This is a genomic window from Ciceribacter lividus (assembly GCF_003337715.1).
In the GTDB taxonomy this organism is placed as follows: domain Bacteria; phylum Pseudomonadota; class Alphaproteobacteria; order Rhizobiales; family Rhizobiaceae; genus Allorhizobium; species Allorhizobium lividum.
Map to the genome: position 1 here is coordinate 612271 of NZ_QPIX01000001.1, position 26520 is coordinate 638790.

The 26520-nt window shown below is 64.3% G+C and carries 25 protein-coding genes; 14 read left to right on the forward strand and 11 right to left on the reverse strand.

Features of this window, described 5'->3' with window-relative positions; translation table 11 throughout:
- Both DFR48_RS02950 and rpe read right to left on the reverse strand, forming a co-directional pair.
- A complete protein-coding gene (locus DFR48_RS02950) occupies window positions 1-735 on the reverse strand; it encodes a DUF2259 domain-containing protein (protein WP_342634908.1) in 735 nt (244 codons plus the stop codon).
- A complete protein-coding gene (rpe, locus tag DFR48_RS02955; RefSeq protein WP_114361620.1) occupies window positions 732-1409 on the reverse strand; it encodes a ribulose-phosphate 3-epimerase in 678 nt (225 codons plus the stop codon). The genes DFR48_RS02950 and rpe overlap by 4 nt, the downstream gene beginning before the upstream one ends.
- 144 nt (window positions 1410-1553) lie before the next feature.
- Here rpe and DFR48_RS02960 point away from each other — a divergent pair, with 144 nt between their 5' ends.
- Window positions 1554-2309 carry an SDR family NAD(P)-dependent oxidoreductase gene (locus DFR48_RS02960; protein WP_114361621.1) on the forward strand — a complete coding sequence of 252 codons (756 nt, stop codon included), beginning with the start codon at window positions 1554-1556 and terminating at the stop codon, window positions 2307-2309.
- A gap of 16 nt (window positions 2310-2325) precedes the next feature.
- Here the strand turns inward: DFR48_RS02960 and DFR48_RS02965 are convergent, their stop codons facing one another.
- Complete coding sequence (locus DFR48_RS02965) at window positions 2326-3408, reverse strand: branched-chain amino acid ABC transporter substrate-binding protein (protein WP_245415498.1); 1083 nt, start codon at window positions 3406-3408, stop codon at window positions 2326-2328.
- A 184-nt stretch (window positions 3409-3592) separates the two neighbouring features.
- Between DFR48_RS02965 and DFR48_RS02970 the strand changes: the two genes are divergently transcribed.
- From DFR48_RS02970 to DFR48_RS03000, 7 genes are read left to right on the forward strand one after another with little or no spacing between them, the layout of a single operon-like run.
- Window positions 3593-4087 carry a flavin reductase gene (locus tag DFR48_RS02970; RefSeq protein ID WP_114361623.1) on the forward strand — a complete coding sequence of 165 codons (495 nt, stop codon included), beginning with the start codon at window positions 3593-3595 and terminating at the stop codon, window positions 4085-4087.
- A gap of 23 nt (window positions 4088-4110) precedes the next feature.
- Entirely contained in the window at window positions 4111-5040 is a 930-nt protein-coding gene (locus DFR48_RS02975; protein WP_114361624.1) for an AAA family ATPase, read from the forward strand.
- A 1-nt stretch (window position 5041) separates the two neighbouring features.
- Window positions 5042-6313: a vWA domain-containing protein gene (locus tag DFR48_RS02980; protein WP_114361625.1), complete on the forward strand. Its 1272-nt coding sequence runs from the start codon at window positions 5042-5044 to the stop codon at window positions 6311-6313.
- Entirely contained in the window at window positions 6297-6626 is a 330-nt protein-coding gene (locus tag DFR48_RS02985) for an XdhC family protein (RefSeq protein WP_114361626.1), read from the forward strand. Before DFR48_RS02980 ends, DFR48_RS02985 begins: the two co-directional genes overlap by 17 nt.
- Window positions 6626-7330 carry an XdhC family protein gene (locus DFR48_RS02990; RefSeq protein WP_114361627.1) on the forward strand — a complete coding sequence of 235 codons (705 nt, stop codon included), beginning with the start codon at window positions 6626-6628 and terminating at the stop codon, window positions 7328-7330. Before DFR48_RS02985 ends, DFR48_RS02990 begins: the two co-directional genes overlap by 1 nt.
- On the forward strand, window positions 7327-8958 hold the full coding sequence (locus tag DFR48_RS02995) for an NTP transferase domain-containing protein (protein ID WP_114361628.1): 1632 nt from the start codon (window positions 7327-7329) through the stop codon (window positions 8956-8958). Before DFR48_RS02990 ends, DFR48_RS02995 begins: the two co-directional genes overlap by 4 nt.
- A gap of 4 nt (window positions 8959-8962) precedes the next feature.
- Window positions 8963-9304, forward strand: a complete 342-nt coding sequence (locus DFR48_RS03000) for a TfoX/Sxy family protein (RefSeq protein ID WP_114361629.1) — start codon at window positions 8963-8965, stop codon at window positions 9302-9304.
- On the opposite strand, the gene DFR48_RS03005 is transcribed toward DFR48_RS03000, so the two are convergent.
- From DFR48_RS03005 to DFR48_RS03030, 6 genes are all read right to left on the reverse strand, one after another.
- Complete coding sequence (locus DFR48_RS03005; RefSeq protein ID WP_112684983.1) at window positions 9292-9699, reverse strand: NUDIX domain-containing protein; 408 nt, start codon at window positions 9697-9699, stop codon at window positions 9292-9294. The two genes, DFR48_RS03000 and DFR48_RS03005, sit on opposite strands and share 13 nt — an antisense overlap.
- The gene (locus tag DFR48_RS03010) at window positions 9699-11183 is read right to left on the reverse strand and encodes a DEAD/DEAH box helicase (RefSeq protein ID WP_114361630.1); all 1485 of its coding nucleotides are present in this window, start codon (window positions 11181-11183) and stop codon (window positions 9699-9701) included. The genes DFR48_RS03005 and DFR48_RS03010 overlap by 1 nt, the downstream gene beginning before the upstream one ends.
- Window positions 11184-11331: 148 nt before the next feature.
- Window positions 11332-11955: a LysE family translocator gene (locus tag DFR48_RS03015; protein ID WP_114361840.1), complete on the reverse strand. Its 624-nt coding sequence runs from the start codon at window positions 11953-11955 to the stop codon at window positions 11332-11334.
- Window positions 11956-12013: 58 nt separating this feature from the next.
- The gene (locus tag DFR48_RS03020) at window positions 12014-13303 is read right to left on the reverse strand and encodes a M23 family metallopeptidase (protein WP_245415499.1); all 1290 of its coding nucleotides are present in this window, start codon (window positions 13301-13303) and stop codon (window positions 12014-12016) included.
- Between the two features lie 160 nt (window positions 13304-13463).
- Entirely contained in the window at window positions 13464-14291 is an 828-nt protein-coding gene (locus tag DFR48_RS03025; RefSeq protein WP_114361631.1) for a ferritin-like domain-containing protein, read from the reverse strand.
- A gap of 1 nt (window position 14292) precedes the next feature.
- Complete coding sequence (locus DFR48_RS03030) at window positions 14293-14769, reverse strand: peroxiredoxin (RefSeq protein ID WP_114361632.1); 477 nt, start codon at window positions 14767-14769, stop codon at window positions 14293-14295.
- Between the two features lie 123 nt (window positions 14770-14892).
- Between DFR48_RS03030 and DFR48_RS03035 the strand changes: the two genes are divergently transcribed.
- A complete protein-coding gene (locus DFR48_RS03035; protein ID WP_114361633.1) occupies window positions 14893-18303 on the forward strand; it encodes a hypothetical protein in 3411 nt (1136 codons plus the stop codon).
- 57 nt (window positions 18304-18360) lie between these two features.
- Here the strand turns inward: DFR48_RS03035 and tyrS are convergent, their stop codons facing one another.
- A complete protein-coding gene (gene tyrS, locus DFR48_RS03040) occupies window positions 18361-19614 on the reverse strand; it encodes a tyrosine--tRNA ligase (RefSeq protein ID WP_114361634.1) in 1254 nt (417 codons plus the stop codon).
- A 124-nt stretch (window positions 19615-19738) separates the two neighbouring features.
- Between tyrS and DFR48_RS03045 the strand changes: the two genes are divergently transcribed.
- Together DFR48_RS03045 and DFR48_RS03050 are read left to right on the forward strand one after the other, a co-directional pair.
- Window positions 19739-20884, forward strand: coding sequence for an anhydro-N-acetylmuramic acid kinase (locus tag DFR48_RS03045; protein WP_114361635.1), 1146 nt, complete (start codon window positions 19739-19741; stop codon window positions 20882-20884).
- Window positions 20885-20993: 109 nt separating this feature from the next.
- Window positions 20994-22163: a GGDEF domain-containing protein gene (locus DFR48_RS03050; protein WP_114361636.1), complete on the forward strand. Its 1170-nt coding sequence runs from the start codon at window positions 20994-20996 to the stop codon at window positions 22161-22163.
- 95 nt (window positions 22164-22258) lie between these two features.
- Here the strand turns inward: DFR48_RS03050 and DFR48_RS03055 are convergent, their stop codons facing one another.
- Window positions 22259-22936: an alpha/beta hydrolase gene (locus DFR48_RS03055; RefSeq protein ID WP_112684965.1), complete on the reverse strand. Its 678-nt coding sequence runs from the start codon at window positions 22934-22936 to the stop codon at window positions 22259-22261.
- A gap of 217 nt (window positions 22937-23153) precedes the next feature.
- Between DFR48_RS03055 and DFR48_RS03060 the strand changes: the two genes are divergently transcribed.
- The 3 genes from DFR48_RS03060 (at window position 23154) to DFR48_RS03070 (ending at window position 26415) form a co-directional block, all read left to right on the forward strand.
- Window positions 23154-24320 carry a cysteine desulfurase family protein gene (locus tag DFR48_RS03060; RefSeq protein ID WP_114361637.1) on the forward strand — a complete coding sequence of 389 codons (1167 nt, stop codon included), beginning with the start codon at window positions 23154-23156 and terminating at the stop codon, window positions 24318-24320.
- 143 nt (window positions 24321-24463) lie between these two features.
- Complete coding sequence (gene sufB, locus DFR48_RS03065; protein WP_114361638.1) at window positions 24464-25933, forward strand: Fe-S cluster assembly protein SufB; 1470 nt, start codon at window positions 24464-24466, stop codon at window positions 25931-25933.
- Window positions 25933-26415: a cupin domain-containing protein gene (locus tag DFR48_RS03070; protein ID WP_114361639.1), complete on the forward strand. Its 483-nt coding sequence runs from the start codon at window positions 25933-25935 to the stop codon at window positions 26413-26415. The genes sufB and DFR48_RS03070 overlap by 1 nt, the downstream gene beginning before the upstream one ends.
- Window positions 26416-26520 lie beyond the last annotated feature (105 nt).

The following is a 26520-nucleotide window of genomic DNA, read 5'->3' on the forward strand; positions in this document are numbered from 1 at the left end:
TCAGGGATGCACCGGCACGGCGATCCAGCGTCCGTCGCGGCCCTCGAAGCCGAAGCTCAGCACGAGGACCAGCGCCATGTGGACGGGAGGTGCTCCCGGCGGCGTATGGGTCACCACACCGGCGAGACGATAACCGGTCGCGCAATTGCGGCTCGCAGGCAGGTGGTCGTCTTCATGGACCAGGTCGTCTAAGGCAGCGCCGTCGCGCTCTGTCAGTCGCAGCCGGAAGCCCCTGACCTCCTCGACGATGTCCTTGCAGGCCGGCGGCGAGGGAAGTGCGTATTCCTCCAGCACCAGCGCATAGGGCTTGCCGAAGGGTGGGTCGCTGGGGAAGGGCAGATACCGAAGCCGATGTGGGTCGGAGTCGACTTCCGTCATCGGGTTGAAGGTGACGACCTGCCCGGGTTCATCGGCAAGACCATTGCTTTCGATGAGTGGGGACGCCTTCTTCGCCGCTTCGGCACGGGCGGCCCCGAGGCCTGCCTGCTCGTCGTCGATCCGCACGCGGATCGGCGTTCCGGAGAGGTAGGCGTCCTTTACCGTGTCGAGAAAGTAGATGTTCGAATAGGGAAAGCCGGACCCGTCCTGGATGCCGTATTCCTCGAAGGCGTAGACCTTGCCGTCGCCGGAGAAGCCGATCGACCGGAAGCCGGCGATGTCGCCGGCCGCAGCGGATGTCGCGGCGAGCGCGAAACCGGCCGTCAGTCCTGCAAGCGATCCCCACAATCCCTTCAACGACGTCCCTCTTCGGCAGCCTTCTTCAGACTGTCGACGGTTTTGCGGTAGTCGTCAACGCCTTCGCCCTTGTAGATTGCCGAGCCTGCGACCAGCACGTTGGCGCCGGCAGAGGTGACGAGCGGGGCGGTGGTCGCGGTAATCCCGCCGTCCACCTGGAGCATGATCGGGCGATCGCCGATCATCCGGTTCGCCTGGGCAATCTTCTCGACCATGGCAGGGATGAACTTCTGCCCACCGAAGCCGGGATTGACGCTCATGATCAGGAGCAGGTCGATGTCGTCGAGCACATGTTCGAGAACCGAGACCGGGGTCGCCGGGTTGAGCGATACGCCGGCCTTCTTGCCGAGCGCCCGGATGGTCTGCAGCGAGCGGTGCAGGTGCGGGCCGGCCTCGGCATGAACGGTGATGTAGTCGCAGCCGGCCTCGGCAAAGGCCTCAAGATAGGGGTCGGCGGGCGCGATCATCAGGTGGCAGTCGAAGACGGCCTTCGTGTAGGGACGGAGCGCCTTGACCACCGCCGGGCCGAAGGTGATGTTCGGCACGAAGTGGCCATCCATCACGTCGAGGTGGATCCAGTCTGCGCCCGCGTCCACGACGTCGGCGACTTCCTGGCCGAGCTTCGCGAAATTGGAGGCGAGGATCGAAGGGGCGATCAGCAACGGGCGGGTCATGGGCTCTTTCCTTGTCGGCGGTGACTTTGGCGTGGCCTTAACATTGCGGGCCGGGCGCGGCAACCGTACCAAGGGCGAGGATGGCGAGCCACTTGACGTTGCCCGCTTGCCGGGCCATCCCTGCGATGGTTGACGGAGGAGAGCATGAAGCGGTTTGCGATCATCACCGGTGGTAGTTCAGGTATCGGCCGGCACCTGGTGTCGGCCTTTGTCGCGGAGGGCTATGACGTCGCCTTCAGCCATCTCGGGGCCGCCGAGGACGCCGAGGCGACGGTTGCCGCCGCCTCCGGCTGCGGGCGGGTCATGGCCGCGGCCTGCGACGTCGGTGATGCCGTGGCTGTGGAACGTTTCGTTGCCGAAGCCGAGAAATGGGCGGGGCAGGCACCTGACGTGCTCGTCAACAATGCCGGCATCCAGACCTGGTCGCCGCTGCTCGAATTGTCCGAGGAGCGGTGGGACGCCGTTATCCGCACCAATCTCAAGGGCACATTCCTGAACACGCAGATCGTCGCCCGGCACATGGTCAGCGCCGGCAAGGGCGGCTCGATCGTCAACATCGGCTCCGGCTGCAACAAGCACGCCTTCCCACGGCTTGTCGACTACACGGCTTCGAAGGGCGGGGTCGAACAGTTCACCAAGGTCGCGGCGGTCGAACTCGGGCCGAGCGGTATCCGGGTCAACTGCGTCGCGCCGGGCGCTATCGAGACCGAGCGGACCAAGGCGGAGGCGCCGGACTACGCCGAGACATGGGGCGCGGTGACGCCGCTGCGCCGCGTCGGCACGCCTCAGGATGTCGCCGGACCGGTCCTGTTTCTTGCAAGCGAGGCAGCCGGCTTCGTGACCGGCCAGACGATATGGGTCGACGGCGGCGTGTTTTCGCAGCCGCAATGGCCGTATTGAGGAGTAGGTGGCGGCGCTACTGTCCGACGGCGCCGACGGGTACGAAGCGTCCGTCCCGCCACTCCATCAGCACGTAGGGATTGTCGGCCAGTTCGTGGCCGGAATCGAAGGTGACATTGCCGATTGCGGTCTCGAAACCGGTTCCGACCAGCGCTTCGGCGACGGGCATGCCCATCGCCGAGGAGAGGCCTGCGGCATCGGCCACCAGCTCGACGCCCGCAAAGGCCGGCAGCGCGTAGCCTTCCGGGACGATGCCCTTGCCTCGCAGGATGGCGACGGCCTCCTGTGCCGAAGGGGAGGCGTCGTATTCCGGCAGAGCGACGGCCAGTGTTCCCGCGGCGAGCGCGACCGGCTGGTCTGCCGCCCGCATGGCGTCGCCTCCCATCAGGGTCAGCGTCGCCTGTTCGGCCGCCGCATCGCGGGCGATGATCGCCACGTCGTTGCGGTCGCCGCCGACGAAGACGTGCGTGGCCCCGGCCTTCTTCAGCCGTCGTACCAGCGCTACCTGCTGTTCCTGTCCGGGACGGTAGGTGTCGGTGAAGACCGGCTTCATGCCGCGCTCCTCCATCCCCGCTCGGACTGCCTCCACGAGTTCCCGGCCGTGGATCGTGCCGTCCTCGATCAGCGCAACGGCATCTCCGGACCACTCCCGCAGGATGATCGCGATCACCTTTTCCGCCTCGTCGTCGGCTGTCGGTGCCATCCTGAAGAACGGCCATTCGTTCTTCAGGGCATCCTCCATCAGCACCTTCCATCGAACCGAAAGGGTGATTGCAGGAATGCCGGCCTCCTTGAGGAGCGGCAGCGCCCCGTCGAGCGACTCACTGCAAAGAAAGCCGATCGCTGCCGTGACCTTCGCGTCCCTGAGCTGACGGCCGATCGCTTCGCCGCTGCCGGGCTGGCAGGTTTCGGCGACGGGGTGAACCTCTATTCCGAGCCTCTCCGCCGCCGCTTCGGCGCCGTCCTGCATCTGTTTTCCGAGAAGTGCGAAGGGTCCCGACTGCGGGGCGACCACGCCGATGCTTGCCGCTGCTGCGGCCGTCGCCGACAGAGCCGTCGCGGCAAGCAGGACCGGCAGCAGGCGCAGGGCGGGCTTCAAATTCTTGTTCTCCTTCACGAAACGGCGGCAGCTTATCCGAGACGCGGGGCCGCACAAACCGCAAATTGGCCGGTCGACGGCGGTTTTCGAAAAATCGTCGCCGTTGTGGAAAATGTAAACCTTGCAAGCCATATTGTGGGCAAACCAATGTGCGGCGAGAGCTTTCGCACCCGGAGACACGCGATTGTTGAACACGCAGCAGATGGATCCCGTCCTTTATCGGGAGGCGATGAGCCGGTACGCGGGCCACGTCCAGATCGTCACGACGGAATATGAGGGCGTGCGTCGTGGCGTCACGATCACGGCCGCCTGTTCGGTATCGGATCGTCCGCCGATGCTGCTCGTCTGTCTCAACAACAACAATCCGAACAATGCGGTGTTCTTCGAGGCCGGCTATTTTGCCCTCAACACGCTCGGCGCCCAGCATGAGGCGCTCGCCAACGCCTTCGCCGGCTTCGGCGTGAAGGAGGCCGACGCCCGCTTCGCGCTCGCGGAGTGGCAGGTGCTTTCGACCGGTGCGCCGGTGCTGACCGATGCAGTGGTGGCCTTCGACTGCAGGGTCACCGACCGCAAGGTGACGGCGACCCACACCGTGCTCTTCGGCGAGGTCGCGGCGGTTCATTTCGGGCCACGCGAACCGGCGCTCATCTATCTGGACCGCGGCTACCGCAGCTTGTAATCTCCTCCCGAAAGGGAGGAACAATGGCCAATTTACCGGTAGAGGGCATCCCGACGACGATCGACGAGATGCTTGCCCTTCTCTCGTCGCATGACTATCTCGCAAGCCGATCCTTGGCCACCGTTCTCTTCCTCGCGCTGAGGATGGAGCGTCCGCTCTTCCTCGAAGGAGAGGCGGGCGTCGGCAAGACCGAGATCGCCAAGGTTCTTTCGGCGGCGCTTGACCGGCCGTTGATCCGCCTCCAGTGCTACGAGGGACTGGATGTCGCCTCGGCCGTTTACGAGTGGAACTATCCGGCCCAGATGCTGGAAATCCGGCTCTCCGAGGCGGCGGGGATCTCCGATCGCGACCGGCTGGAGCACGACATCTTTTCCGAACGCTACCTGATCCGCCGGCCAGTGCTGCAGGCGCTGACCAGTGAAGGTGGCCGCGCGCCCGTGTTCCTGATCGATGAGCTCGACCGCACCGACGAGGCCTTCGAGGCTTTCCTGCTAGAGGTGCTTTCCGACTTCCAGGTGACGATCCCGGAATTCGGCACGGTCAGGGCAGCGCATCCGCCGATCGTCATCGTCACCAGCAACCGCACGCGCGAGGTGCACGATGCGCTGAAGCGCCGCTGCCTCTATCACTGGGTCGACTATCCCGACGCCGCGCAGGAACTGGAGATCATCCGCCGCAAGGTCCCGGGCTGCAACGAGGCCCTGTCGCGGCAGGTCGTCGCCTATGTGCAGAAGCTCCGAACCATCGATCTCTTCAAGAATCCGGGTGTCGCCGAGACGATCGACTGGGCGACGGCGCTGACCGAACTCGACCGCGTGGCGCTGGACCCGGAGACCATTTCCGACACGCTGGGCACGCTCTTGAAATACCAGGACGACATCGCCCGCATCCAGAGTGGGGAAGGACGGAAGATCCTCTCCGAGATCGAGGCCGAACTCAGGGCGGTGGGCTGAGATGGAGAGGGAGGTCGGCAGGAAGGATGGGCTCGTCGTTCCGCCGGTTCCGGTCGGCGACGGACGGCTTGCCGACAACATCGCCTTTTTTGCGCGGGTGCTGCGCAAGGCCGGCCTGAAACCCGGTCCCGGCTCCGTCGCCGATGCGATTGCCGCGATCGATGCGATCGGGATTGGTTCGCGGGAGGAATTCCACGCCGCGCTTTCGGCTGTCTTCGTCAAGCGTCACGAGGACCAGGCGGTTTTCGACGAGGCCTTCCGTCTCTTCTGGCGCTCGCGCGACCTCGTCGGCAAGATGATCGCCATGATGTCGCCGGTGGCACCCGACCGCAGCGAGAAGGACAAGGCCAAGGCCGGGGCGGCGCGGGTGAGCGACGCGCTTTTCGCCGAACGGCAGCGCGAAGGCCGCGAAGAAGAGGAACCGGAGCTCGAAATCGATGCGCGCTTTACCGTCTCCGGAAGCGAAGTGTTGCGCGGCATGGATTTCGCGCAGATGTCGGCCGCGGAACTGGCGCTCGCGCGCAAGGAGATCGGCAGGCTCGTGCTGCCCTTCGACGAGGTGCCGGTGCGCCGTTATCGCGCGTCGCACCGGCCGCAGTCGGTCGATCCGCGGGCGACGATGCGGGCGTCGATGCGCACCGGAGGCGCGCTCATTCTTCCGCGCTTTCGCGAGCGCCGCACGATGCACCCGCCGCTGGTGATCCTCGCCGATATTTCCGGCTCGATGAGCCAGTACACCCGCGTCTTCCTGCATTTCCTGCACGCGATGACGGAGCGGCGCCGGCGCGTGCACACCTTTCTCTTCGGTACCCGGCTCACCAATGTGACGCGGCAGATGCGCAATCGCGATCCCGACGAGGCGCTCGAACAGTGCGCCGGCGCGGTCAAGGACTGGTCGGGCGGCACGCGCATCGGCGAGACGCTCCGGGAATTCAATCGCAAATGGTCGCGCCGCGTGCTCGGCCAGGGAGCGGTGGTGCTTCTGATCACCGATGGGCTCGAGCGGGAGGATGTCGACCTCCTCGTCCACGAGATCGACCGGCTGCACCGCTCCTGCCGTCGTCTGATCTGGCTCAACCCGCTCCTGCGTTTCGAGGGCTTCGAGGCGCGTGCCCGAGGGGTGCGGGCGATGCTGCCGCATGTCGACGAGCTGCGGCCGGTGCACAATCTCAATGCGCTCGGCGACCTCGTCGCGTCGCTCGGCGACGGCCGCAGCGGCGGCGGCGATCCGCGGCGTTTTCTGCCGGAGGGGCATCATGGCACACGACATTGACGAGATCGATCCGCTGACGATCGCCGAGACATGGCTCGACGAGGGCCGCAAGGTCGCGGTTGCGACCGTCGTGGAGACCTGGGGCTCGGCGCCGCGACCCGTCGGCAGCCATCTGGTGATCGACGGCGAGGGTAATTTCCACGGTTCCGTCTCCGGCGGCTGCGTGGAAGGGGCGGTAATCACCGAGGCGCTCGACGTGCTCGAAAAGGGCGAACCGAGAATGCTCGAATTCGGCGTTGCCGACGAGACGGCCTGGCGGGTCGGCCTTTCCTGCGGCGGCCGCATCCGTGTCTATGTCGAAAGGCTCGGCTGATGGATCCCCGGCTTCTGAAAGAGCTCAATGCGGCGCGGCAGGCGCGCAAGGCCGCCGTGCTGGTGACCAGCCTCGAGGATGGCCGCAGCCGTCTGGTTGTCGAGGGGGAGGCGATCGGGGGCGATCTTGGCGAGGAGGTCACCGGGCGCCTGCGCTCCGGCAAGTCCGGCTCAGTCGAGGTCGATGGACGTCCGCACTTCCTCAACGTTTACCTGCCGCCGCCGCGTATCGTGGTGATCGGCGCCGTCCACATCAGCCAGGCGCTCTATCCGATGGCGCGTATCGCAGGCTTCGACCTGACGATCATCGACCCGCGGACGGCCTTTGCCACCGCCGAGCGGTTCGCCGGTGCCAACCTTGTCGCGGACTGGCCGGAGGATGCGCTGAAGGCCCGCCCGCTTGATGGCTACACCGCGCTTGCGGCGCTCACCCACGATCCGAAGATCGACGACTATCCCATTGCGATGGCATTGAAATCCGGATGCTTCTACGTGGGCGCGCTCGGCAGCCGGAAGACCCACGGCAAGCGCGTGGAACGATTGAAGGCCGAAGGTTTCGGCGACGGCGAGATCGCCCGCATCTCAGCGCCGATCGGTCTCGACATCGGGGCCGCGACCCCCGGAGAGATCGCGGTCGCCATCCTCGCCGATATCATCCAGGCGTTCCGCCGGCGTGAACTCGGGCAGGAAGGGACCGCTGGATGATCTTCGGCGAATTTCCGGTCGAGGCTTCTGAAGGGCTGATCCTCGCCCATTCGGTCCGGCTGCCGGATGGGCGGCTCGGGAAGGGGCACAGGATCACCAATGCGGATGTGGCGCGGCTTAGGGCGGGCGGCATCGCGTCCGTCATCGCCTGCCGCATCGAAGCGGATGACCTCGACGAGGACACCGCGGCGGCGATGCTGGCGGAGGCGATCGACCCCGACCATCTGCGCTTCTCGCCGGCCGCCACTGGCAGGGTGAACGTCTATGCGACCTGCAACGGCCTCTTCACCGCCGACCGCGACACCGTGGACTGCTTCAACCGCATCGATCCGGCGATCACCTTCGCCTGCCTTGCCGATCACAGCGACGTCCGCGACGGCGACTTGCTTGCGACCGTCAAGATCATCCCGCTCGCCGCGCCGCGTGCGAGCGTCGAGGCCGCGGCGGCCGTCTTCCGCGGCGCACCGCCAATTCGTCTCAAGCCCTACCGGCCGCATGCCGTCTCGCTCGTTGCGACCGAGCTTCCGTCGTTGAAGCCGTCGGTGATGGACAAGACCGCCCGCGTTCTGGAGCTGCGCCTCGCCGCGTCTGGCAGCCGGCTTGTCGGCGAGCGGCGCGTGGCACATCGGGCGGTGGCTGTGGCCGCCGCGATCGAACAGGCGCTGGCAGAACCGCAGAACGCGCCGCAGATGGTGGTGCTGTTCGGTGCTTCCGCCGTCGCCGATCCCGCCGACGTGCTGCCGGAAGCGATCCGGATGGCGGGCGGAACCGTCGAGCAGGTGGGGCTGCCTGTCGATCCCGGCAATCTTCTGGTGCTCGGCCACATCGGAGAGGTGCCTGTGATCGGAGCGCCGGGCTGCGCGCGCTCACCGAAGGAGAATGGTTTCGATTGGGTCTTGAACCGGCTTCTCGCCGGCGAGAAGCCGACGGTGCACGACCTGACTGGCATGGGAGTGGGCGGCCTCCTGATGGAAATCCCGAGCCGGCCGATGCCACGCGAGATCGCCGAGGAACCGACGCGGCCGCGCGTCGCGGCCGTCGTACTTGCCGCGGGCAGCGCGAGCCGGATGGGCGAGGGCGGGCGCCATAAGTTGCTCGCGGAGTTTTCCGGAGAACCGCTCGTGCGGCGCTCGGCGCGGATATCGCTCGAGAGCGGCGCCGACGGCGTCGTGGTCGTGACCGGCTATCGGGCGGCGGAGATCGGCAGCGCCCTCCAGGGGCTCGCCGTCGACATCGTCGACAATCCCGATCATGCGAGCGGCATGGCGAGTTCGTTGAAGATCGGCTTTTCGAGCGCGGCAGCGCGGCGCGCCGACGGTGTGCTGGTGATGCTCGCCGACATGCCCGGCCTAGACACGCAGGATTTGCGGCGCCTGATCGCCGCCTTCCGCGAGGCCGGCGGGCGCGTGATCGTGCGGGCGGTTGCAGGCGGAAAGCGCGGCAATCCGGTGATCCTGCCACGCACCACTTTCGAGGCGGTCCAGGCGCTCGAAGGCGATGTCGGCGCTCGCTCGATCGTCGAAGGCTCGGGGCTTGCCGTCATCGACGTCGAGCTCGGCGAGGTGGCCCATCTCGACGTCGATACGCCCGAGGCGGTGCTGTCCGCCGGCGGGCTGCTGAAAGGGTGAGAGCATGGACAACGAAGCGCTCGAAGAGGTCTTCCAGTCGCTCGGTCGCGTGACGATCCGGCGGATGTTCAGCGGCAAGGGTATCTATCACGACGGACTGATTCTCGCGCTCGTCGTCGACGGGGAGCTTCTCCTGAAGGCCGACGAGGTGAGCGCTCCACTCTTCGAGGAGGCGGGTGCGCGGCGCTGGGTCTACAGTGGCAAGGCAAGGAAATCGCCCGTCCGTATGCCCTACTGGTCGGTGCCGGACGCGGCCTACGACGATCCGGAGGAAATGGCGAAATGGGTGCGGCTTGCCTATGAGGCGGCGCTCAGGGCACCGCCGGCGCGTGGTCAGCGCAAGTAGGGAAGAAGGGCCGCGGTGAACGCCGAAAGCGGTTGCGGCAGGTCGTCGAGGGAGAACCAGCCGATTTCGGCGATCTTGTCCGGCTCGGTCAGTTGCGCCTCTCCCTGCACATCGCTCGTCCGGTAGAGCAGGGAAATCCAGTGCTGGCGGTCGGCGTCGATGATCTGCTCCGTCGCACAGACGAATTCGATCGCGCCGACCGAGAGGCCGGTTTCCTCTTCGGCCTCGCGCTTTGCTGCCTGTTCGGCGGGCTCGAGGTGGTCGACCTTGCCGCCGACGATGTTCCAGAAACCGGCTTCCGGCGCCTTCAGACGGCGGGCGAGCAGGAGTTTGCCGTCGCGCAGGATTGCGAGCCCGACGCCGACGCCCGGGAAATTGACGCCGGGAAGACCCATCAGGCCTTGGCCTGGATCAGCATGAAGGCCGGGATGTCGTCGCCGAAGCCGACCGGGGTCGGGCCGTCGTCGCGATCGCGGTAATGGCTACGGCGTTCGCGGCGATCGTCATTCGCCGGGTTCGGCGTTCTGCCGCCGCGGGCCGGACGCTCTGCGTGGCTCGGCCGTTGATCCTTCTTCCGCTCTGCCTTCACGCTTTCCGTCCTTGCTGGCGTCTCTTCGATCTCGACGGCCACAGTCTGCTCGATCTTCTTTTCAGATTTGTGACCTGCGGTGTCGCGGCGTCCGCGACCCTTGTCCTTCGCGCCGCGGCGAACGCGCGATTCGTCGTGCTCTGCGGGCGGCGGCAGGGCGGTGAGGTCGCCGTTCTGCCATTCGATCTTGGTGCCGATCAGCTTCTCGATGGCGTCCAGGTGCTTGGTGTCGGACTTGGTGACGATCGTGAACGCCTTGCCGGAGCGTCCGGCGCGGCCGGTACGGCCGATGCGGTGGACATAGTCCTCGGCGTGGATCGGAACGTCGAAGTTGAAGACGTGGCTCACATCCGGGATGTCGAGACCGCGGGCGGCGACGTCCGAGGCGACAAGCAGGGTGATCTGGTTGTCCTTGAAGCCTGCGAGCATGTTGGTACGCGAACGCTGGTCCATGTCGCCGTGCAGGGCTCCGACGGAGAAGCCGTGGCGTTCCAGCGAACGGAAGAGGTCCGCGACATCCTTCTTGCGGTTGCAGAAGATGATCGCGTTCTTGAGGTCGTCCTGCTCGCGGATGAGGTTGCGCAGCACCTCCCGCTTCTCGTAGTCCTTGTTGTTCGAGGCGACGAGCCGCTGGGTGACCGTCTTCGCCGTCGACGACGGCGGGGCGACCTCGATCCGCTCCGGATTCTGCAGGAAGCGGTCGGCCAGCTTCTGGATTTCCGGCGGCATGGTCGCCGAGAAGAACAGCGTCTGGCGGGTGAAGGGAATCATCTTGGCGATGCGCTCGATGTCGGGGATGAAGCCCATGTCGAGCATGCGGTCGGCCTCGTCGATGACGAGGATCTCGACGCCGGTCATCAGGAGCTTGCCGCGCTCGCAATGGTCGAGAAGGCGGCCGGGCGTGCAGATCAGCACGTCGGCGCCGCGTTCCAGCTTGCGGTCCTGTTCGTCGAAGGAAACGCCGCCGATCAGCAGTGCGACGTTGAGCTTGTGATTCTTGCCGTACTTCTCGAAGTTCTCGGCGACCTGCGCGGCGAGTTCGCGCGTCGGTTCGAGGATCAGTGTGCGCGGCATGCGGGCGCGGGCGCGGCCCTTTTCGAGCAGCGTCAGCATCGGCAATACGAAGGAGGCGGTCTTGCCCGTTCCCGTCTGCGCAATACCGCAGATGTCGCGGCGCTGCAGCGCGAAGGGAATGGCACCGGCCTGGATCGGGGTCGGGGTCGTGTAGCCGGCATCGGTGACGGCTGAAAGTACTTTTTGGCTCAGGCCAAGGTCAGAAAACGTGGTCAATGGGGGATCTGTTTCTGTTCCGGTTCTTGCGAACACAATTCGAACGCCTGCGAAGCGCCGGCGTCAACGTAAGCGCGGGATAGTGCTAAAATCCCCGAAAGTCAAGAAAACTGGACGATCTGTCGTAACAAAGGGTGAATGTAATCGTTCAACTGCCGCGATGCGACACCATTACTGCCGCACCGGCCGTGGCAAGCACGCTTCCGGCCGCACGATTGACCGCCTTTACTATGCGCGGCGTCGTCAACAGCCGACGCGCCCGGTGTGCAAGCCAGACATGCCCGCCGACCACCACGACCTCGACGGCGACGATTGCTGTGGCGAGTGAAAGATAGTCCGCCGGGCGGAAGTCCGCGTCGACGAAATTCGGCAGCAGGGCGAGATAGAAGAGCGGCATTTTCGGATTGCCGAGATTGAGCGCGACGGCCGTCAGGCAGACGGCCACGAGGTCGCGCCGGTGTTCGAGCGGCCGCGCCTGCGGCAGAACAGGCTCGCTGGTCCACAAGCGGATGCCCATGTAGACGAGATAGGCCGCCCCGACGTAGCGCACGGCCGTCATCAAGAGCCCCATCTCGCCCGCGATCATCGAAAGGCCGAAGGCTGCGAGCGCAAGATAGATCAGGATGCCGATCAAGGTGCCGATCCCGTAGGCGATGCCGGAGGCGGGGCCGGCGGAGACCGTTCGCGCCATGATTGTCATGTTGTCGGGGCCGGGGCTTGCGGCAAAGACGAAGAAAGCGGCGGCAAAAGCCAGAAGGGTGGTCGTCTCCACGCGCATGTCCCTCTCGTCTTGGTGTTCGGGATATACTTTAGCGTGTGAAGGTTTCGCGTCAATCGATCAGCGTGGAAAGCTTCAGCCCGGCATTGACGAAATGCATCGGGTCGATCGGCGCCCCGTTGCGGCGGACTTCGTAGTGGAGGTGGGGGCCGGTGGAGCGGCCGGTGCTTCCGGATTGTCCGATGACCTCTCCGGGCGTGATCTCGTCGCCGACCTTGACGAGAATGCGCGACATGTGTCCGTAACGGGTGGTGAAGCCCATGCCGTGGTCGATCTCGACCATGTTGCCGTAACCGCCGACGGGGCCTGCCGTGATCACCTTGCCGCGGCCGGAGGCGCGGATTTCACCCCCCACAGGGGAGCGGAAGTCGATACCCGCATGGAGTGCCAGCCGGCCGAGGAAGGGATCGCGGCGATTGCCGAACCCGCTCGTGATGTCGCGGCCGGGCGCCGGATTGCCGAAGGGAAGGTCGGTCGCGGTCTCCCGGGCGGTCTCGAGGCGGGCGAGCGCGTTGTCGAGGCCGTTCAGCGAGGCTTCGAAAGACGTGGCGGGCTGCGGCGCAAGATAGGGGCCGCCGATGGCATCGGCTGCAGCAGCGGGCGTTTCGGTTTGCACTGCCACGCCGTTGCGCGCGAGGATGGTCTCGATCTTGTCGGCCGTTTCGACGGCGCCGTCGGTGAGGTCGCGAATGCGGTCGAACTGTTCCTGTTCGATATCCTTCAGCGAGATCGTCACCCGCGAAAAGATGCGGTCAGTGCGGTCGGCGACCGATTCGCCGGCTGGGGCGTAGCCGAGCGCTGCGACCTCCGTTCCCTGCGGTTCCGCGGCAGGTTTGCCGAGCAGGCTCTCGATTGCCTTGATCCCGCCGGTGAGGCTGGCCTGCTTTGCGCCGTCCGCCGGCCGTACCGATGGCACGGGCGCCCCCGTGTCGAGGCCGGATTGTTCCGCCCGGTCGAGCAGAGCACCAAGCCGTCCGTGGCGGGAAGAAAGCGCCATCTGCTGTTCGAGCAGCTTTTCGACCTTTTCTTCGACCACCTGCTGGTCGAGGAGCTGCCGCGACGTCACGCGGTCGACCTGCGCGCGCAGCGCGGCGATGCGGTCTTCGTAGACATGCTGCATGCGCGCCTGCCGCGCCATGGAGGCGCCGATCAGATTGTCGCGCATGACGAGGTAGGTGGTGGCGCCGAGATAGCCGATCGCCATGACGCCGCAGAAACAGAAGGCGAGTGCCGCCATCCACGGACGAACCGTCATGTGGCGGATCTTGTCGCCGCTTGCGAGAATGATGACGTGCTGGGTCCGGCGCTTTCCGAAGACGTGATGGCCTGCTCTTGCGGTCACGGGCTTTCCTCAACTTGGCCGGGCGAACTCCGCGCAAGCCATTCCTTCTCGCGACGGGAGAGCTGGAGCTTTTTCGGCTCCCGCTGGCTCGTCGCAATTAGACATTGTTAAGGTTAACAAAGGTTTGAGTTCGGTGGTCGCGGGAGGTGACCGACGGGCGTCAACCGCTGCTTGTCGAGGTGAGCGAGCGATAGAAGGAAGGCGTCAGTCCGGCTTCGGCGCGGGCGAGATCGTTGAAGGGCGCCTTGAGCGCACCGCGGAAGTTCACGCGCACCAGGTCCTGGAAGGTCCGTGCGGGGTCTTTCCGTTCCCGTGCGCAGAGGAAACGGAACCATTTGGCGCCGATCGCCACATGACCCTTCTCGTCCTCGTAGATGACCTTCAGCACTTCGGCGCTCTCGACATCACCGGTTTCGCGCATCTTTTCCTGGAGCGAGGGGGTGACGTCCAGCCCGCGGGCCTCGAGGATGAGCGGAACTACGGCGAGCCTCGCCGTCAGGTCGTTGCGGGTTGAATGCGCCGCCTGCCAGAGGCCGTCATGGGCCGGCATGTCGCCGTAGTCGGCACCGAGCGCGCGCAGACGCTCGCGCACCATGCCGAAATGCTTGGCCTCCTCGAAGGCGACCTGCATCCAGCCGTCGAAGAAGGAATGCGGGACCGGCTCGGTGGCGAATCGCGCGACGATGTCGAGGGCGAGATCGACAGCGTTGAGCTCGATATGGGCGAGGGCGTGCAGGAGGGCTATGCGGCCGGGGAGTGTGTGCAGCGAGCGCTTCTCGACCGCCTTGGGCGGCACGAGCTCCGGCCGTGAGGGACGACCGGGGCGCTCTGGAAGTTCCGGATCGAGCGGCGAGCGCAGCGAGAGCCTGCGGGCATGCCAGCGGCGGGCGGTCGCCTGTGCGAGCGCCGTCTTGCGGTCGAGATCGCTCGCGCTGATCGCCAGCGTCGCCCCGGCGCGTAGCGACCGGATCTCGTCGTATTCGTCCATCTCAAATGTCCCCGAGCCCGGCGACGGCGTCGAGCACCTCTTGGGCGTGGCCTTTGACCTTCACCTTGTCCCAGATATTGACGATATGGCCGTCGGGACCGATCAGGAACGTCGTGCGGACGACGCCCAGGAAGGTGCGGCCATACATGCTCTTTTCCCGCCAGACGCCGTAATCCGTCATCACTTTCGCGTCTTCGTCGGAGGCGAGGATGACCGTCAGCCCGTGCTTGGCGATGAACTTGTCGTGGCTCTTCACCGGGTCGGCGGACATGCCGATCACGACGGCGCCCTTCTTCTCGAACTCGGGAGCGAGCGCGGTGAAATCGATCGCCTCGGCGGTGCAGCCGGTCGTGTTGTCCTTCGGATAGAAGTAGAGAACCACCGGGCGCCCGGCGAATTCCTTCAGTGACACGGTCCCTCCGCCGTCACGGGGAAGCTCGAAATCGGGCGCCAAGTCTCCGGGTGCCAATTCTGCCATGGGATAACCTTTCTTTTGCCCGTTTTGTGGATGAAATACGCGACCATCGATATATAGTCCGCACGGCGGCAGTCCAACATCGGATTGCGTCGGGAGCGGGCAAACGGAGACAGTCGCCAGCACATGGGAGAAATCCGCGGCGAAAAGGTAAGGTTCAGCAAGAAAGACATCGTTCCCTTGCACGACCTGCCGTCTGCGCGCGCCGAGGATCCGCTGATCGTGCATTGTCCGCCACGATCCACATGGCTGGGCCGGGTCGCGCGCTTCACATTCGGTCTGTTCCTGCTCTCCGCCGTCCTGTGCGGCGGGTTTTTCGTCGTGATCGAAAGCGGGGCGCTCGACGCTACCTTCGCGGACGGTGCACAGAGAGTTCTGAACAATGCGCTCGCTCCGCAATATCGTGCGGAGATTTCGGGCACGGCGGTGCGCTTCTCCAGGGAGTGGAAGCTTGCCGTCGAGGCGCGGGACGTCTTCGTACACCGCGAGAGCGACGGGCTTGTTGCGGCGGAGACGGAGGCAGTCCGTCTCGTGGTCGATCCGATCGCCCTGCTTTCCGGCCGGTTCTCGGTGAGCGAGATCGAGGCGGACGGCGTATCGGTCGACGAATCGCTTTTCTCTTCCGGGCCGCCGCTCGACTTTACCAAGGTCAGGATCGATGCCGTCCCGACGCTGCTCGAGGCGGCGTTCACGCAGCTCGACCTGATGCAGGGATTCATTTCGAAGGGCGGCCTCGATCGCATGCGCCTCGACGGCCTCGAGATCGCGATGGGCAAGGCGCGCACGCGGCCCGTCCTGCTTTCGGTCCGCAACCTTGTGATGGAGCGCGGCGTTGACGCTTCGCTGACGATTGCCGGAACGCTGGCGATCAACGGCTACGACAGCCAGATCTCGGCAAAGGCGACGAACGCCGACGGGCTCACGCGCTCGTTCAGCGCGTGGATCGGCGACGTGCGCCTCACGCCGTTCCTGCTCCGGCGTGATTCGCGCGGCGATCCTCGCCAAGGATATGACGGCTTCGCGGAGGTGACCATATCCGCCCGGCGTGGAAGCGCGACGGAGAAGCCGGCCGTTTCGATGATCGCGCAGACCCGTGGCGGCACGCTCTACCAGGACGGCAACCCGCAGGAAGTGACGCGCGGCACGCTCAATTTCGCCTATGATTTTTCGAAGGACACGATCGAAGTCGCGTCCTCAAGGGTCGATTTCGGGCCGATGATCATGCCGATCTCCGGCGGATTGATCGACCTCGACCGCCTGCCCGGAAACGAAGCGGCCGGTCCGGGCATCGGTATCGACCTGCTCGTCGACCAGGGCCTCGCCAGCGTGCCGGCGGCCGGGGAGCAGCCTTTTCCCTTCTCGTTCAAGATCTTCGGACGCTTCCTCTACGACAGCGCTGAACTGCAACTCGACACTTTGAGCGTCTCGACCCCGATGGGGCAGATGACCGGGTCGATGAGGGTGCGCTTTTTCGAGGGCGAGGGGCCGGAAGTCAGCTTCGGCGCACGGTTCGCGAACATGCAGACGACCGTCGTCAAGCAGCTCTGGCCGTACTGGATTGCCGACAAGCCGCGTCGATGGGTGCTTGCCAACATTTTCGGCGGAACGGTGACCGAAGGGTCGGTGCAGGTCTTCATTCCGAAGGGCCGCATGTCGGTGGAACCGCGGCCGCTCCACCTCGACGAGAACGAGCTCAGGATCAGTTTCGACGTCGTCAACGCCCGAATGAACGTCACCGGGGATATTCCGCCGCTGCGCGACACGGACGCCCATTTCGAGCTCGCCGGGCCGAAGGTGACGACGACCATCAAGACGGCGACCTCGTACTTCCCCTCAGGCCGCAGCGTGAAGGTCGAGAGCGGCGAACTGGTTCTCGGCGAGATCTACACCAAGCCGCTGATGGCGGACCTCAAGATCGCCGTCGCCGGCAGCGCGGACTCCGTTGCCGAACTGGTCTCCTTCCGGCCGATCAACGCCCTGAAGCGCGTCGGTTTCGAGGCCGCCGATTTCAAGGGAACGGTCAAGGGAACGGCCGAGGTGCGCCTCGGCCTGATATCCGAGCAGAACCCGCCTGAACCGGTGTGGAAGGCGCATCTCGATCTTGCCGACGTCGATCTCGCGAAGCCTTTTTCCGGGCGGAAGATCGACAATCTGAACGCGGCTCTCGACGTCGATCCGAAGGCGGCGCGGCTGAAGGGCAAGGCCGACATCGACGGCATCTCGATGGAGCTCGCCGTTTCCGAGCCGGTCGGGGAGGACCCGCAGTTCCATCGTGAGCGCCAGGTCAAGGTGGTGCTCGATGGTGGCAATATCGGCCGTTTCGCTCCGGGGCTCGAGCGCATCATCGGCGGATCGGTGACCGTACAATTGGATCGCCTCGACGAAAAGCGGCAGGCGGTGACCGCAGACCTTACGCGCGCAGTACTGACCGTTCCGTGGCTCGGCTGGACCAAGGGCGCGGGAATTGCCGCCAAGGCGAAGCTGGAGGTGACGGAGGGCGAAAAGCAGTCTGCAATCGACAAGTTCGTCCTCGACGGCGACGGGTTTGGGCTCCGCGGTTCGATGGTCGTCGACAAGAACGGGCTCGTTTCCGCCGATCTTGCGCGCGTCAGGCTGTCGCCGAGCGACGATTACTCGGTCGTGGTCCGCCAGGCCAAGGGCGGCTACCAGGTTGCGGTCAACGGCAAGTCGGCGGATGTCCGCTCGCTGCTCGACCGGATGAAATCGCCGGGGAAAGATGAAGACGGCGATGCCGGTTCGGACCCGAACGTCAGTGTCGACGCCCGACTCGACCGCATGGTCGGCTTTGGCGACGAGGCTCTGTCGAACGTGACGCTCGACTACGCCTCGCGCAGCGGCAAGCTCTCCGGGCTCGACTTTTCGGCCGTGACGGCAAACGGCCAGGCCATCGTCGGGCAGATGCGCAGGTCATCGGGACTCGGCGAGGTTTCGGTGACGAGCGGAGACGCCGGCGCCGTCGCCCGCTTCGCCAATCTCTACAGCCGCATGAACGGCGGACTGCTGAACCTGAAGATGAAGGAGAATGAGAACGGCATCTGGAACGGTTCCGTCGATCTTCGCAATTTCAGCCTCGACAACGAACAGCGCCTGCAGTCGATCGTCTCGACGCCTGCGGGCGCCGACGGGCGAAGCCTCAACAAGGCCGTCAAGCGGGACATTGACGTCAGTTCCGCACGCTTCCAGCGTGGCTTCGCCCGGTTGATCTACAGCAACGAGACACTGCGGATCGAAAACGGCGTCGTGCGCGGTGAGCAGGTCGGCGCGACCTTCCAGGGGCTCGTGCGCGACAGTCAGGGGCGGATCGACCTTACCGGCACCTTCATGCCGGCCTACGGGCTGAACCGCCTCTTCGCGGAGTTGCCGGTGATCGGGATCCTGCTCGGCAACGGCCGCGACCGCGGCCTTCTCGGCATCACCTTCAAGCTCACGGGCGCCACAGAGCAGCCGAAGCTGGTCGTCAATCCGCTGTCGATCATCGCGCCAGGCGTCTTCCGGCAGATCTTCGAATTCCGGTAAAAGAGAAAGCCGGCGCGTCAGGCGCCGGCTTGCGTGTTCGATCGGAATGATGCCGGATCAGGCCGGGCGCACCAGAATATGCTTCTTCTTGCCGAGCGAGAGCTTGATCACGCCGTCCGTCGTGACCTCGCCTGTGCCGACGGCCGTGCGTTCGTCGGCGACCGCCTTGTCGTTGATGCGGACTGCGCCGCCCTGGACGTGGCGGCGCGCTTCGCCGTTGGAGGCGGCAAGACCCGCCCGGACCATCAGGTTGAGCAGGCCGACGCCGGCCTCGAGTTCGCCGGTCGGCACTTCGATCGACGGCAGGTTGTCGGCGATCGCGCCTTCCTCGAAGGTCTTGCGGGCGGTCTCGGCGGCCTCTTCGGCTGCGGCGCGGCCATGCAGGATCGCGGTGATCTCGGTCGCGAGGATCTTCTTCACCTCGTTGATTTCCGAGCCGGCAAGGGTCGACAGGCGCCCGACCTCGCTCATCGGCAAGGTGGTGTAAAGCTTCAGGAAGCGCGGCACGTCCGCATCCTCGGTGTTGCGCCAGTACTGCCAGAAGTCGTAGGCCGACAGCATGTCCGCGTTGAGCCAGACGGCGCCCGTCGCCGACTTGCCCATCTTTGCACCGGAAGAAGTGGTGAGTAGCGGCGAGGTCAATGCATAGAGCTGCGGCGTGCCCATGCGGTGGCCGAGATCGATGCCGTTGATGATGTTGCCCCACTGGTCGGAGCCGCCCATCTGCAGCCGGCAGCCGTAGCGCTTGGCAAGTTCGACGAAGTCGTAGGCCTGCAGGATCATGTAATTGAATTCGAGGAAGGACAGCGAGTGTTCGCGCTCGAGCCGCGTCTTGACGCTGTCGAAGGACAGCATGCGGTTGACCGAGAAGTAGCGGCCGACGTCGCGGAGGAACTCGAGATAGTTGATCGAACGCAGCCAGTCGGCGTTGTTGATCATCAGCGCGTCCTTCGGGCCGTCGCCGTAGTTCAGGTAATTCGAGAAGACCTTCTTGATCGAGGCGATGTTGTTCTCGATCGTTTCGATGGTCATGAGCTGCCGCGCCTCGTCCTTGAATGAGGGGTCGCCGACCATGCCGGTGCCGCCGCCCATCAGGGAGATCGCGCGGTGGCCGGTTGCCTGGAACCAGTGCAGCATCATGATCTGGATCAGCGAGCCGGCATGCAGCGAGGGCGCCGTCGGGTCGAAGCCGATATAGGCGGTCACGGTTTCCTTCGTCAGCAGATCGTCGAGGTCGGATTCATCGGAAATCTGATGAATGAAGCCGCGCTCTTGCATCGTGTGGAGGAAATCGGACTTGAACTTCTTCATGACGACTGGGCTTTCTGGAAAACGGAATGCGGGAGTGGCGGCGCTTTAGCATTGTTTTTTGAAATGTGCACCTGTTTCGGTCATGAATGTTGGGGTGTGACCACGCGAGTCGGCAGGGCAGACCATGGCAGAAATCTTCACCGCGATCGGACTGATGAGCGGCACGTCGATGGACGGGATCGATGTCGCGATGCTGGAAACCGATGGCGAGGGCATGGTCGTACGACGGCAGAACCTTTCCGTCCCCTACGACCCAGCCTTTCGCGATCGTCTGAAGCACGGTCTCGAGGACGCCAAGGCAATCATGAAACGCGACGAACGGCCGGGAAGCCTTGCCGGTCTCGAGCGTGACCTGACGTTACGGCATGCCGATGCCGTCCGAGCCTTCCTGAGTGAAAACAATATTTTGCCTGATGGTATTGATGTCGTCGGCTTCCACGGACAGACGGTCCTGCATCGCCCCGACGAGGCGCTGACGGTACAGATCGGCGATGGTGCGCTGCTGTCGCGGGAGATCGGCATTCCTGTCGTCTACGACATGCGGGCGAACGACATGGCGCATGGCGGGCAGGGCGCGCCGCTCGTTCCCGTCTATCACGCGGCACTCACCCGCAATCTCGACAATCCGCGCTGGCCGGTCTGTTTCGTCAATATCGGCGGCATCTCCAATCTCACCTGTGTCGGCGCCGATGGCGCGATCGTCGCCTTCGACAGCGGGCCCGGCAATACGCTGATCGATCAGTGGGTGGAGGCCCAAGCCGGCATTCCCTTCGACCAGGGCGGGCGGATCGCGAGCGAAGGCCGGGTGCTGCCTGCGCTTGCAGACCGCTATCTCGCCAGTCCGTTCTTTACGGACGAGAAACGCCGGTCGCTCGACCGAAACGACTTCCTGCCGCCGGAGGGCGGCGATGCAGAGCTTTCCGATGGCGCGCGCACGCTCGCCTACGTCACGGCGGCGGCGATCTTCAGGTCGGCCGGTCATCTCGAGGAGATGCCGAAGACGTTCGTGATCTGCGGTGGTGGTCGCCATAACGACACCATCATGGGCGATCTCAGGAACGAAGCAGAACGGATCGGCGCGGTCTTGCTGACGGCCGAGCAGGCGGGTTTCGACGGTGATGCGATGGAGGCGGAGGCCTGGGCCTATCTGGCCGTGCGCTCGCTGAAGGGCCTGCCTTTGACCTTTCCGGGGACAACCGGTGTGGAAAAACCGGTCACGGGCGGTATTGTTGCAGTCTTCGACGCGATCGGGCCTTGCTCTCAACATTAATCCTTTGTTTTATGGCTTACGCATATAGTATCTTAGATTGCGCACAGTAGCGCATTCTTGTTATGCGTGTAGTTGCCGTGAATGGCCCGGGGGAGTGGTTGTTAGCAGAATGGACGCGGCATTTTCGCTTCTGGCCGTGAACTTCGTGATCGCCCAGATTTTCGTGCTCGTGTTTGGTGTCGTCGCGTTGAAGGGGCCGTCGCGTCGTTCCGGCCTCGGCTTTGCTGTCGCCTTTGCCATCGCTTCGCTGTCGGCCGTCTGCGAGGCCCTGATCCCCATTACCGGATATGTCCGCTTCTTCGCGATCGGCGCCTTCGTGTCGATGTTCGGGGGCTTTTGCCTGCTCGCCCGGAGCATCACCCGGCACTACGGGCTTTGCGTTCCCAGCAGTGTTTTCTGGTTGCTCTTCGTCTCGGGCGTTTTCACCGATTTCCTGATCTACGACCTGCCGCGCGGGACGGTCGTCCATTCGGTCGCTTACCAGACGCCGTTCTTCCTGACGATGGCGCTTTCGGCCGTGGCCGTCTACCGCTCCGGTCGTCGTTCGGGGGCGGACATGGTGCTGTTTTCCATGCTCGCACTGAGTGCCGCCTTCTTTCCGTTCAAGGCATATGTTGCGGTCAAGGTCGGTGCGGGCGAGACCGCAGACGACTATCTGCTCAGCAAGTTCGCGCTGGTGTCGCAGGGGCTCGGCGCCGTGCTGATCGTTGCCGCGGGGCTCGCAATGGTGGGCGTTTTCGTCAAGGAGGCGATCGAGGACGCGGTAGCGAAGGCCGACATCGATCCGCTTTCCGGCATCTTCAACCGGCGCGGCTTCGCAAGGCGCGTGGCGCCGCGGCTGGAGCGGGAGAACGAGATGGCGGCGGGCGCACTGATCCTTGCGGACATCGATCACTTCAAGCGGATCAACGACAACTTTGGCCATCACGTCGGCGACATCGTCATCCAGACCTTCGCCCGCGTGCTGCGCGAGGCTGCGCCGAGCGATGCCGAGGTGGCGCGCATCGGCGGCGAGGAATTCGCGATCTACATTCCGGCGGTCGACAGCGAGCTTGCGCGCGAATGCGCCCACAACATTCGTGGCGCCATGTCGGCGGTCAGCCTCTGGCAGTTCTGTGACAGTGAGACGATCACGGCGAGCTTCGGCGTCGCCTCGATTTTCGGCGGTGACACGCTGGAGCGGGCGATGCAGCGGGCGGACACCGCCCTTTATGCCGCCAAGGCGGCCGGCCGCGACCAGGTGCAACTGGCCGGGGGTCCGCAGGCGCTCGCCTCCTGACGCCGCATGAAGAAAGGCGCGGTCCGCAGGAGCCGCGCCTTGATTGTGATTCCCGGGGAATGGAACAGGTCGGCCCCGGACGGGCCCGTACCTCGTCAGCGGATGCGCTTGGCAGCCGGCTCCGGCACCAGTTCGCCCTCGAGGCGGCGATCGAGGTAGTCTTCGCATTCGGCCAGCAATGTTTCCACCTGGCCGGAGAAGAAATGGTTGGCGCCCGGAATGGTCTTGTGGGTGATCAGGATGCCCTTCTGCGTCTTGAGCTTGTCGACCAGACCCTGGACGTCCTTTTCCGGAGCCACCTTGTCGGCATCGCCATGGATGATGAGGCCGGAGGACGGGCAGGGCGCGAGGAAGGAGAAGTCGTAGGTGTTCGGCTGCGGCGCGATCGAGAGGAAGCCTTCGATCTCCGGACGGCGCATCAGGAGCTGCATGCCGATCCATGCACCGAAATTGTAGCCGGCGACCCAGCAGCTCTTGGAATCCGGATGCAGGCTCTGCACCCAGTCGAGAGCGGAGGCCGCGTCGGAAAGCTCGCCCGCGCCGTGGTCGAATTCGCCCTGGCTGCGGCCGATGCCGCGGAAGTTGAAGCGCAGCGTCGTGAACCCGCGCTTCTGGAACATGTAGAAGAGCTGGTAGACGATCTGGTTGTTCATCGTGCCGCCGAACTGCGGATGCGGATGCAGGATGATCGCGATCGGCGCACTCTTCTCTTTGGACGGCTGGTAGCGGCCTTCGAGGCGGCCGGCAGGGCCGTTGAAAATCACTTCGGGCATGGATACTCCGGTCGTTCGTGTTTTTTCGGTTCCAGACTGTCCACAGGGCAGCGCGATGACTTGACGAATGCAGTCAGCTTTTCTAGAACAAAGTTTAGAACCGTTCGAAACTGGATGAAGGGTCACCCATTGTTGGACGTGTCATAAGGCAAGCCCGGCCGAAATTTCAAGAAAAATGCGCCGAGCGGGCCGGAATGGGTCAAAAGCGAAAATAGTCATGGCGAAACAACGCATCTACATGGACTGGAACGCGACGGCGCCTTTGCTCGGCGACGCGCGTGCGGCCATGCTCGATGCGTTGGCCGAACCGGGTAACCCGTCATCGGTGCATGCCGAGGGGCGTGCGGCCCGTGCCATGGTGGAGAAGGCCCGCCGGCAGGTCGCCGCACTTGTGGGCGCGGAGCCCTCGCACGTGACCTTTGCCAGTTGCGCAACCGAAGCTGCGAACCATGTACTGACGCCCGAATTCCGCATGGGACGGGCGCCACTCGTCGCGTCAATGCTCTATGTCTCGGCGATCGAGCATCCGGCGCTGCGGGAGGGCGGACGTTTTGCGGCCGATCGCGTCCGCGAGATTCCGGTGACCGCGTCTGGCGTCGTCGATGTCGGCGCTCTCGAACGTCTTCTCGGGGCTCATCCGAAGGAAGAGGGCTTGCCGCTGGTCGCGGTCATGCTCGTCAACAACGAAACGGGCGTCATCCAGCCGGTCGCCGATGTCGCTCGTGTCGTGCATGGCCACGGCGGGGTGCTCGTGGTCGACGCGGTACAGGCGGCCGGCCGTATCGCGATCGACATGGGTATGCTCGGCGCTGATTTCCTCATCCTGTCGTCCCACAAGATCGGTGGCCCCAAGGGTGCCGGCGCACTCGTCTCGCGCGGCGAGACGCTGATGCCGGTGCCGCTCCTGAAGGGAGGCGGACAGGAGAAGGGGCATCGCGCCGGAACGGAGAACGTCGCGGCGATCGTCGGTTTCGGCGCTGCTGCGCAATGGATGTCCGAGGGCCTTGCCGAACGGAATGCGGCAATCGGCGCCTTGCGGAGCCGCCTCGAAGGCGGCATGCGTGCGGCGGCCTCCGATGTCATCATCCATGGCGCGGACGAGGTGCGGGTCGCCAATACCTGCTTCTTCACGCTGCCGGGGATGAAGGCGGAGACGGGGCAGATCGCCTTCGACCTCGAAGGTCTCGCTTTGTCTGCGGGCGCGGCCTGCTCGTCGGGCAAGGTCGGGCGGAGCCAGGTGCTGACGGCGATGGGACATGATGCCAAGACCGGTGGGCTGCGCATCTCGCTGGGGCCCTCCACGACGGCGGACGAGGTCGAGCGGGCGATTGAGATCTTTTCGCGGGTCGCATCGCGGCGCAAGATGGCCGGCGAGGCGGCCTGAAACGGGATGAACTTGCGGAAAGTCAATTTTCCGCTTGCGACGAGGGGTGAAATACACGCCTCTGGCAATTACATAAGGGGCGGTTTCCGCTTCTGCGTCATCAAGCTGTCGGACCTTGGACCCGGCAAGATTGGAGAACGAGCATGGCTGCCGTACAGGAAACGATCGATCAGGTTCGCCAGATCGATGTGGATCAGTACAAGTACGGTTTTGAGACGATGATCGAAGTCGACAAGGCTCCGAAAGGCCTGTCGGAGGACATCATCCGTTTCATTTCCGCAAAGAAGAACGAACCGGAATGGATGCTGGAATGGCGTCTCGACGCCTATCGCCGCTGGCTCACCATGGAAGAGCCGACCTGGGCGCGCGTCCACTATCCGAAGATCGACTTCAACGACATCTATTACTATGCCGCTCCGAAGACCGCGGAAGGCCCGAAATCCCTCGACGAGGTCGATCCGGAGCTGCTGAAGGTCTATGAAAAGCTCGGCATTCCGCTGAAGGAACAGGAAATCCTGGCCGGCGTCGAGAAGTCCAAGATCGCCGTCGACGCCGTGTTCGACAGCGTCTCGGTCGTGACGACCTTCAAGGACGAGCTGAAGAAGGCCGGCGTGATCTTCATGTCGATCTCGGAGGCGATCCGCGAGCATCCCGAACTGGTACAGAAATACCTGGGCTCGGTGGTTCCGGTCAGCGACAACTATTATGCGACGCTCAATACCGCCGTGTTTACCGATGGCTCTTTCGTCTTCGTGCCGAAGGGCGTTCGCTGCCCGATGGAGCTTTCGACCTATTTCCGCATCAACGAGAAGAATACCGGCCAGTTCGAGCGCACGCTGATTATCGCCGAGGAGGGAGCCTATGTCTCCTATCTCGAAGGCTGCACCGCCCCGCAGCGCGACGAAAACCAGCTGCATGCGGCGGTCGTCGAACTCGTCGCGCTGGATGACGCCGAAATCAAGTATTCCACCGTCCAGAACTGGTATCCGGGCGACAAGGACGGTAAGGGCGGCATCTACAACTTCGTCACCAAGCGGGGCGATTGCCGCGGCAAGAATTCCAAGATTTCCTGGACGCAGGTCGAGACCGGCTCGGCGATCACCTGGAAATATCCGTCCTGCATCCTGCGCGGCGACGGTTCGCGCGGCGAGTTCTATTCGATCGCGGTTTCGAACGGCTACCAGCAGGTCGACAGCGGCACGAAGATGCTGCATCTTGGCAAGAACACGTCGAGCCGCATCATTTCGAAGGGTATCTCCGCCGGCCGCTCGAACAATACGTATCGCGGCCAGGTGTCGATCCACCGCAAGGCCGAGAACGCTCGCAACTTCACCAACTGCGATTCGCTCCTGATCGGCGACAAGTGCGGCGCGCATACCGTACCGTATATCGAGGCCAAGAACACGACGGCGAAGGTGGAGCACGAGGCGACGACCTCTAAGATCTCCGAGGACCAGAAGTTCTACGCCATGCAGCGCGGCATTCCGGAAGAGGAGGCGATCGCCCTGATCGTCAACGGCTTCGTCCGCGACGTCATCCAGCAGTTGCCGATGGAATTCGCCGTCGAAGCCCAGAAGTTGATCAACATCTCGCTCGAGGGAAGCGTGGGGTGATGAAGCCTGTTGTCAACATTGATGATGTTGCGCTTGTGGAACATAGCGCCGGTGATGTTTTTGCCGAACGTTATGCGCCGCTCAGTGACGTCATCGGTGCTAGGCAACTTGGCTATAATCTGACAATCGTCCCACCGGGAAAGCGATCCTGCCCCTTCCACAATCACCATGCCAATGAGGAAATGTTCTTCATTGTGGACGGTGAGGGAACCTATCGTTTTGGCGATGAGAGCTATGCCGTGAAGACCGGTGACATTATGGCGGCCCCTGCCGGTGGGCGGGAAACGGCACATCATCTGATAAACACTGGTCAGCAAGATCTGAAGTACCTGAGCGTCTCGACCATGAATGACCCGGATATTTGCGAATATCCCGATTCAGACAAGTTTCTGGTGCGTTCCACGGCACCGGGTTCGTCAGAGGTTTTTCGCTACATTGGGCGCATGGCAAGCAAAGTCGGCTATTTCGATGGCGAGGCTTGACGCTGGATGGGGTTTGCTACGGAGCTCGGAAATGAAATCAAATGGCTGTTGCGGGTGAATTGATCCGAAGCCGAACGTTTAAACAGGCGGCTCTTGAACCGCCCT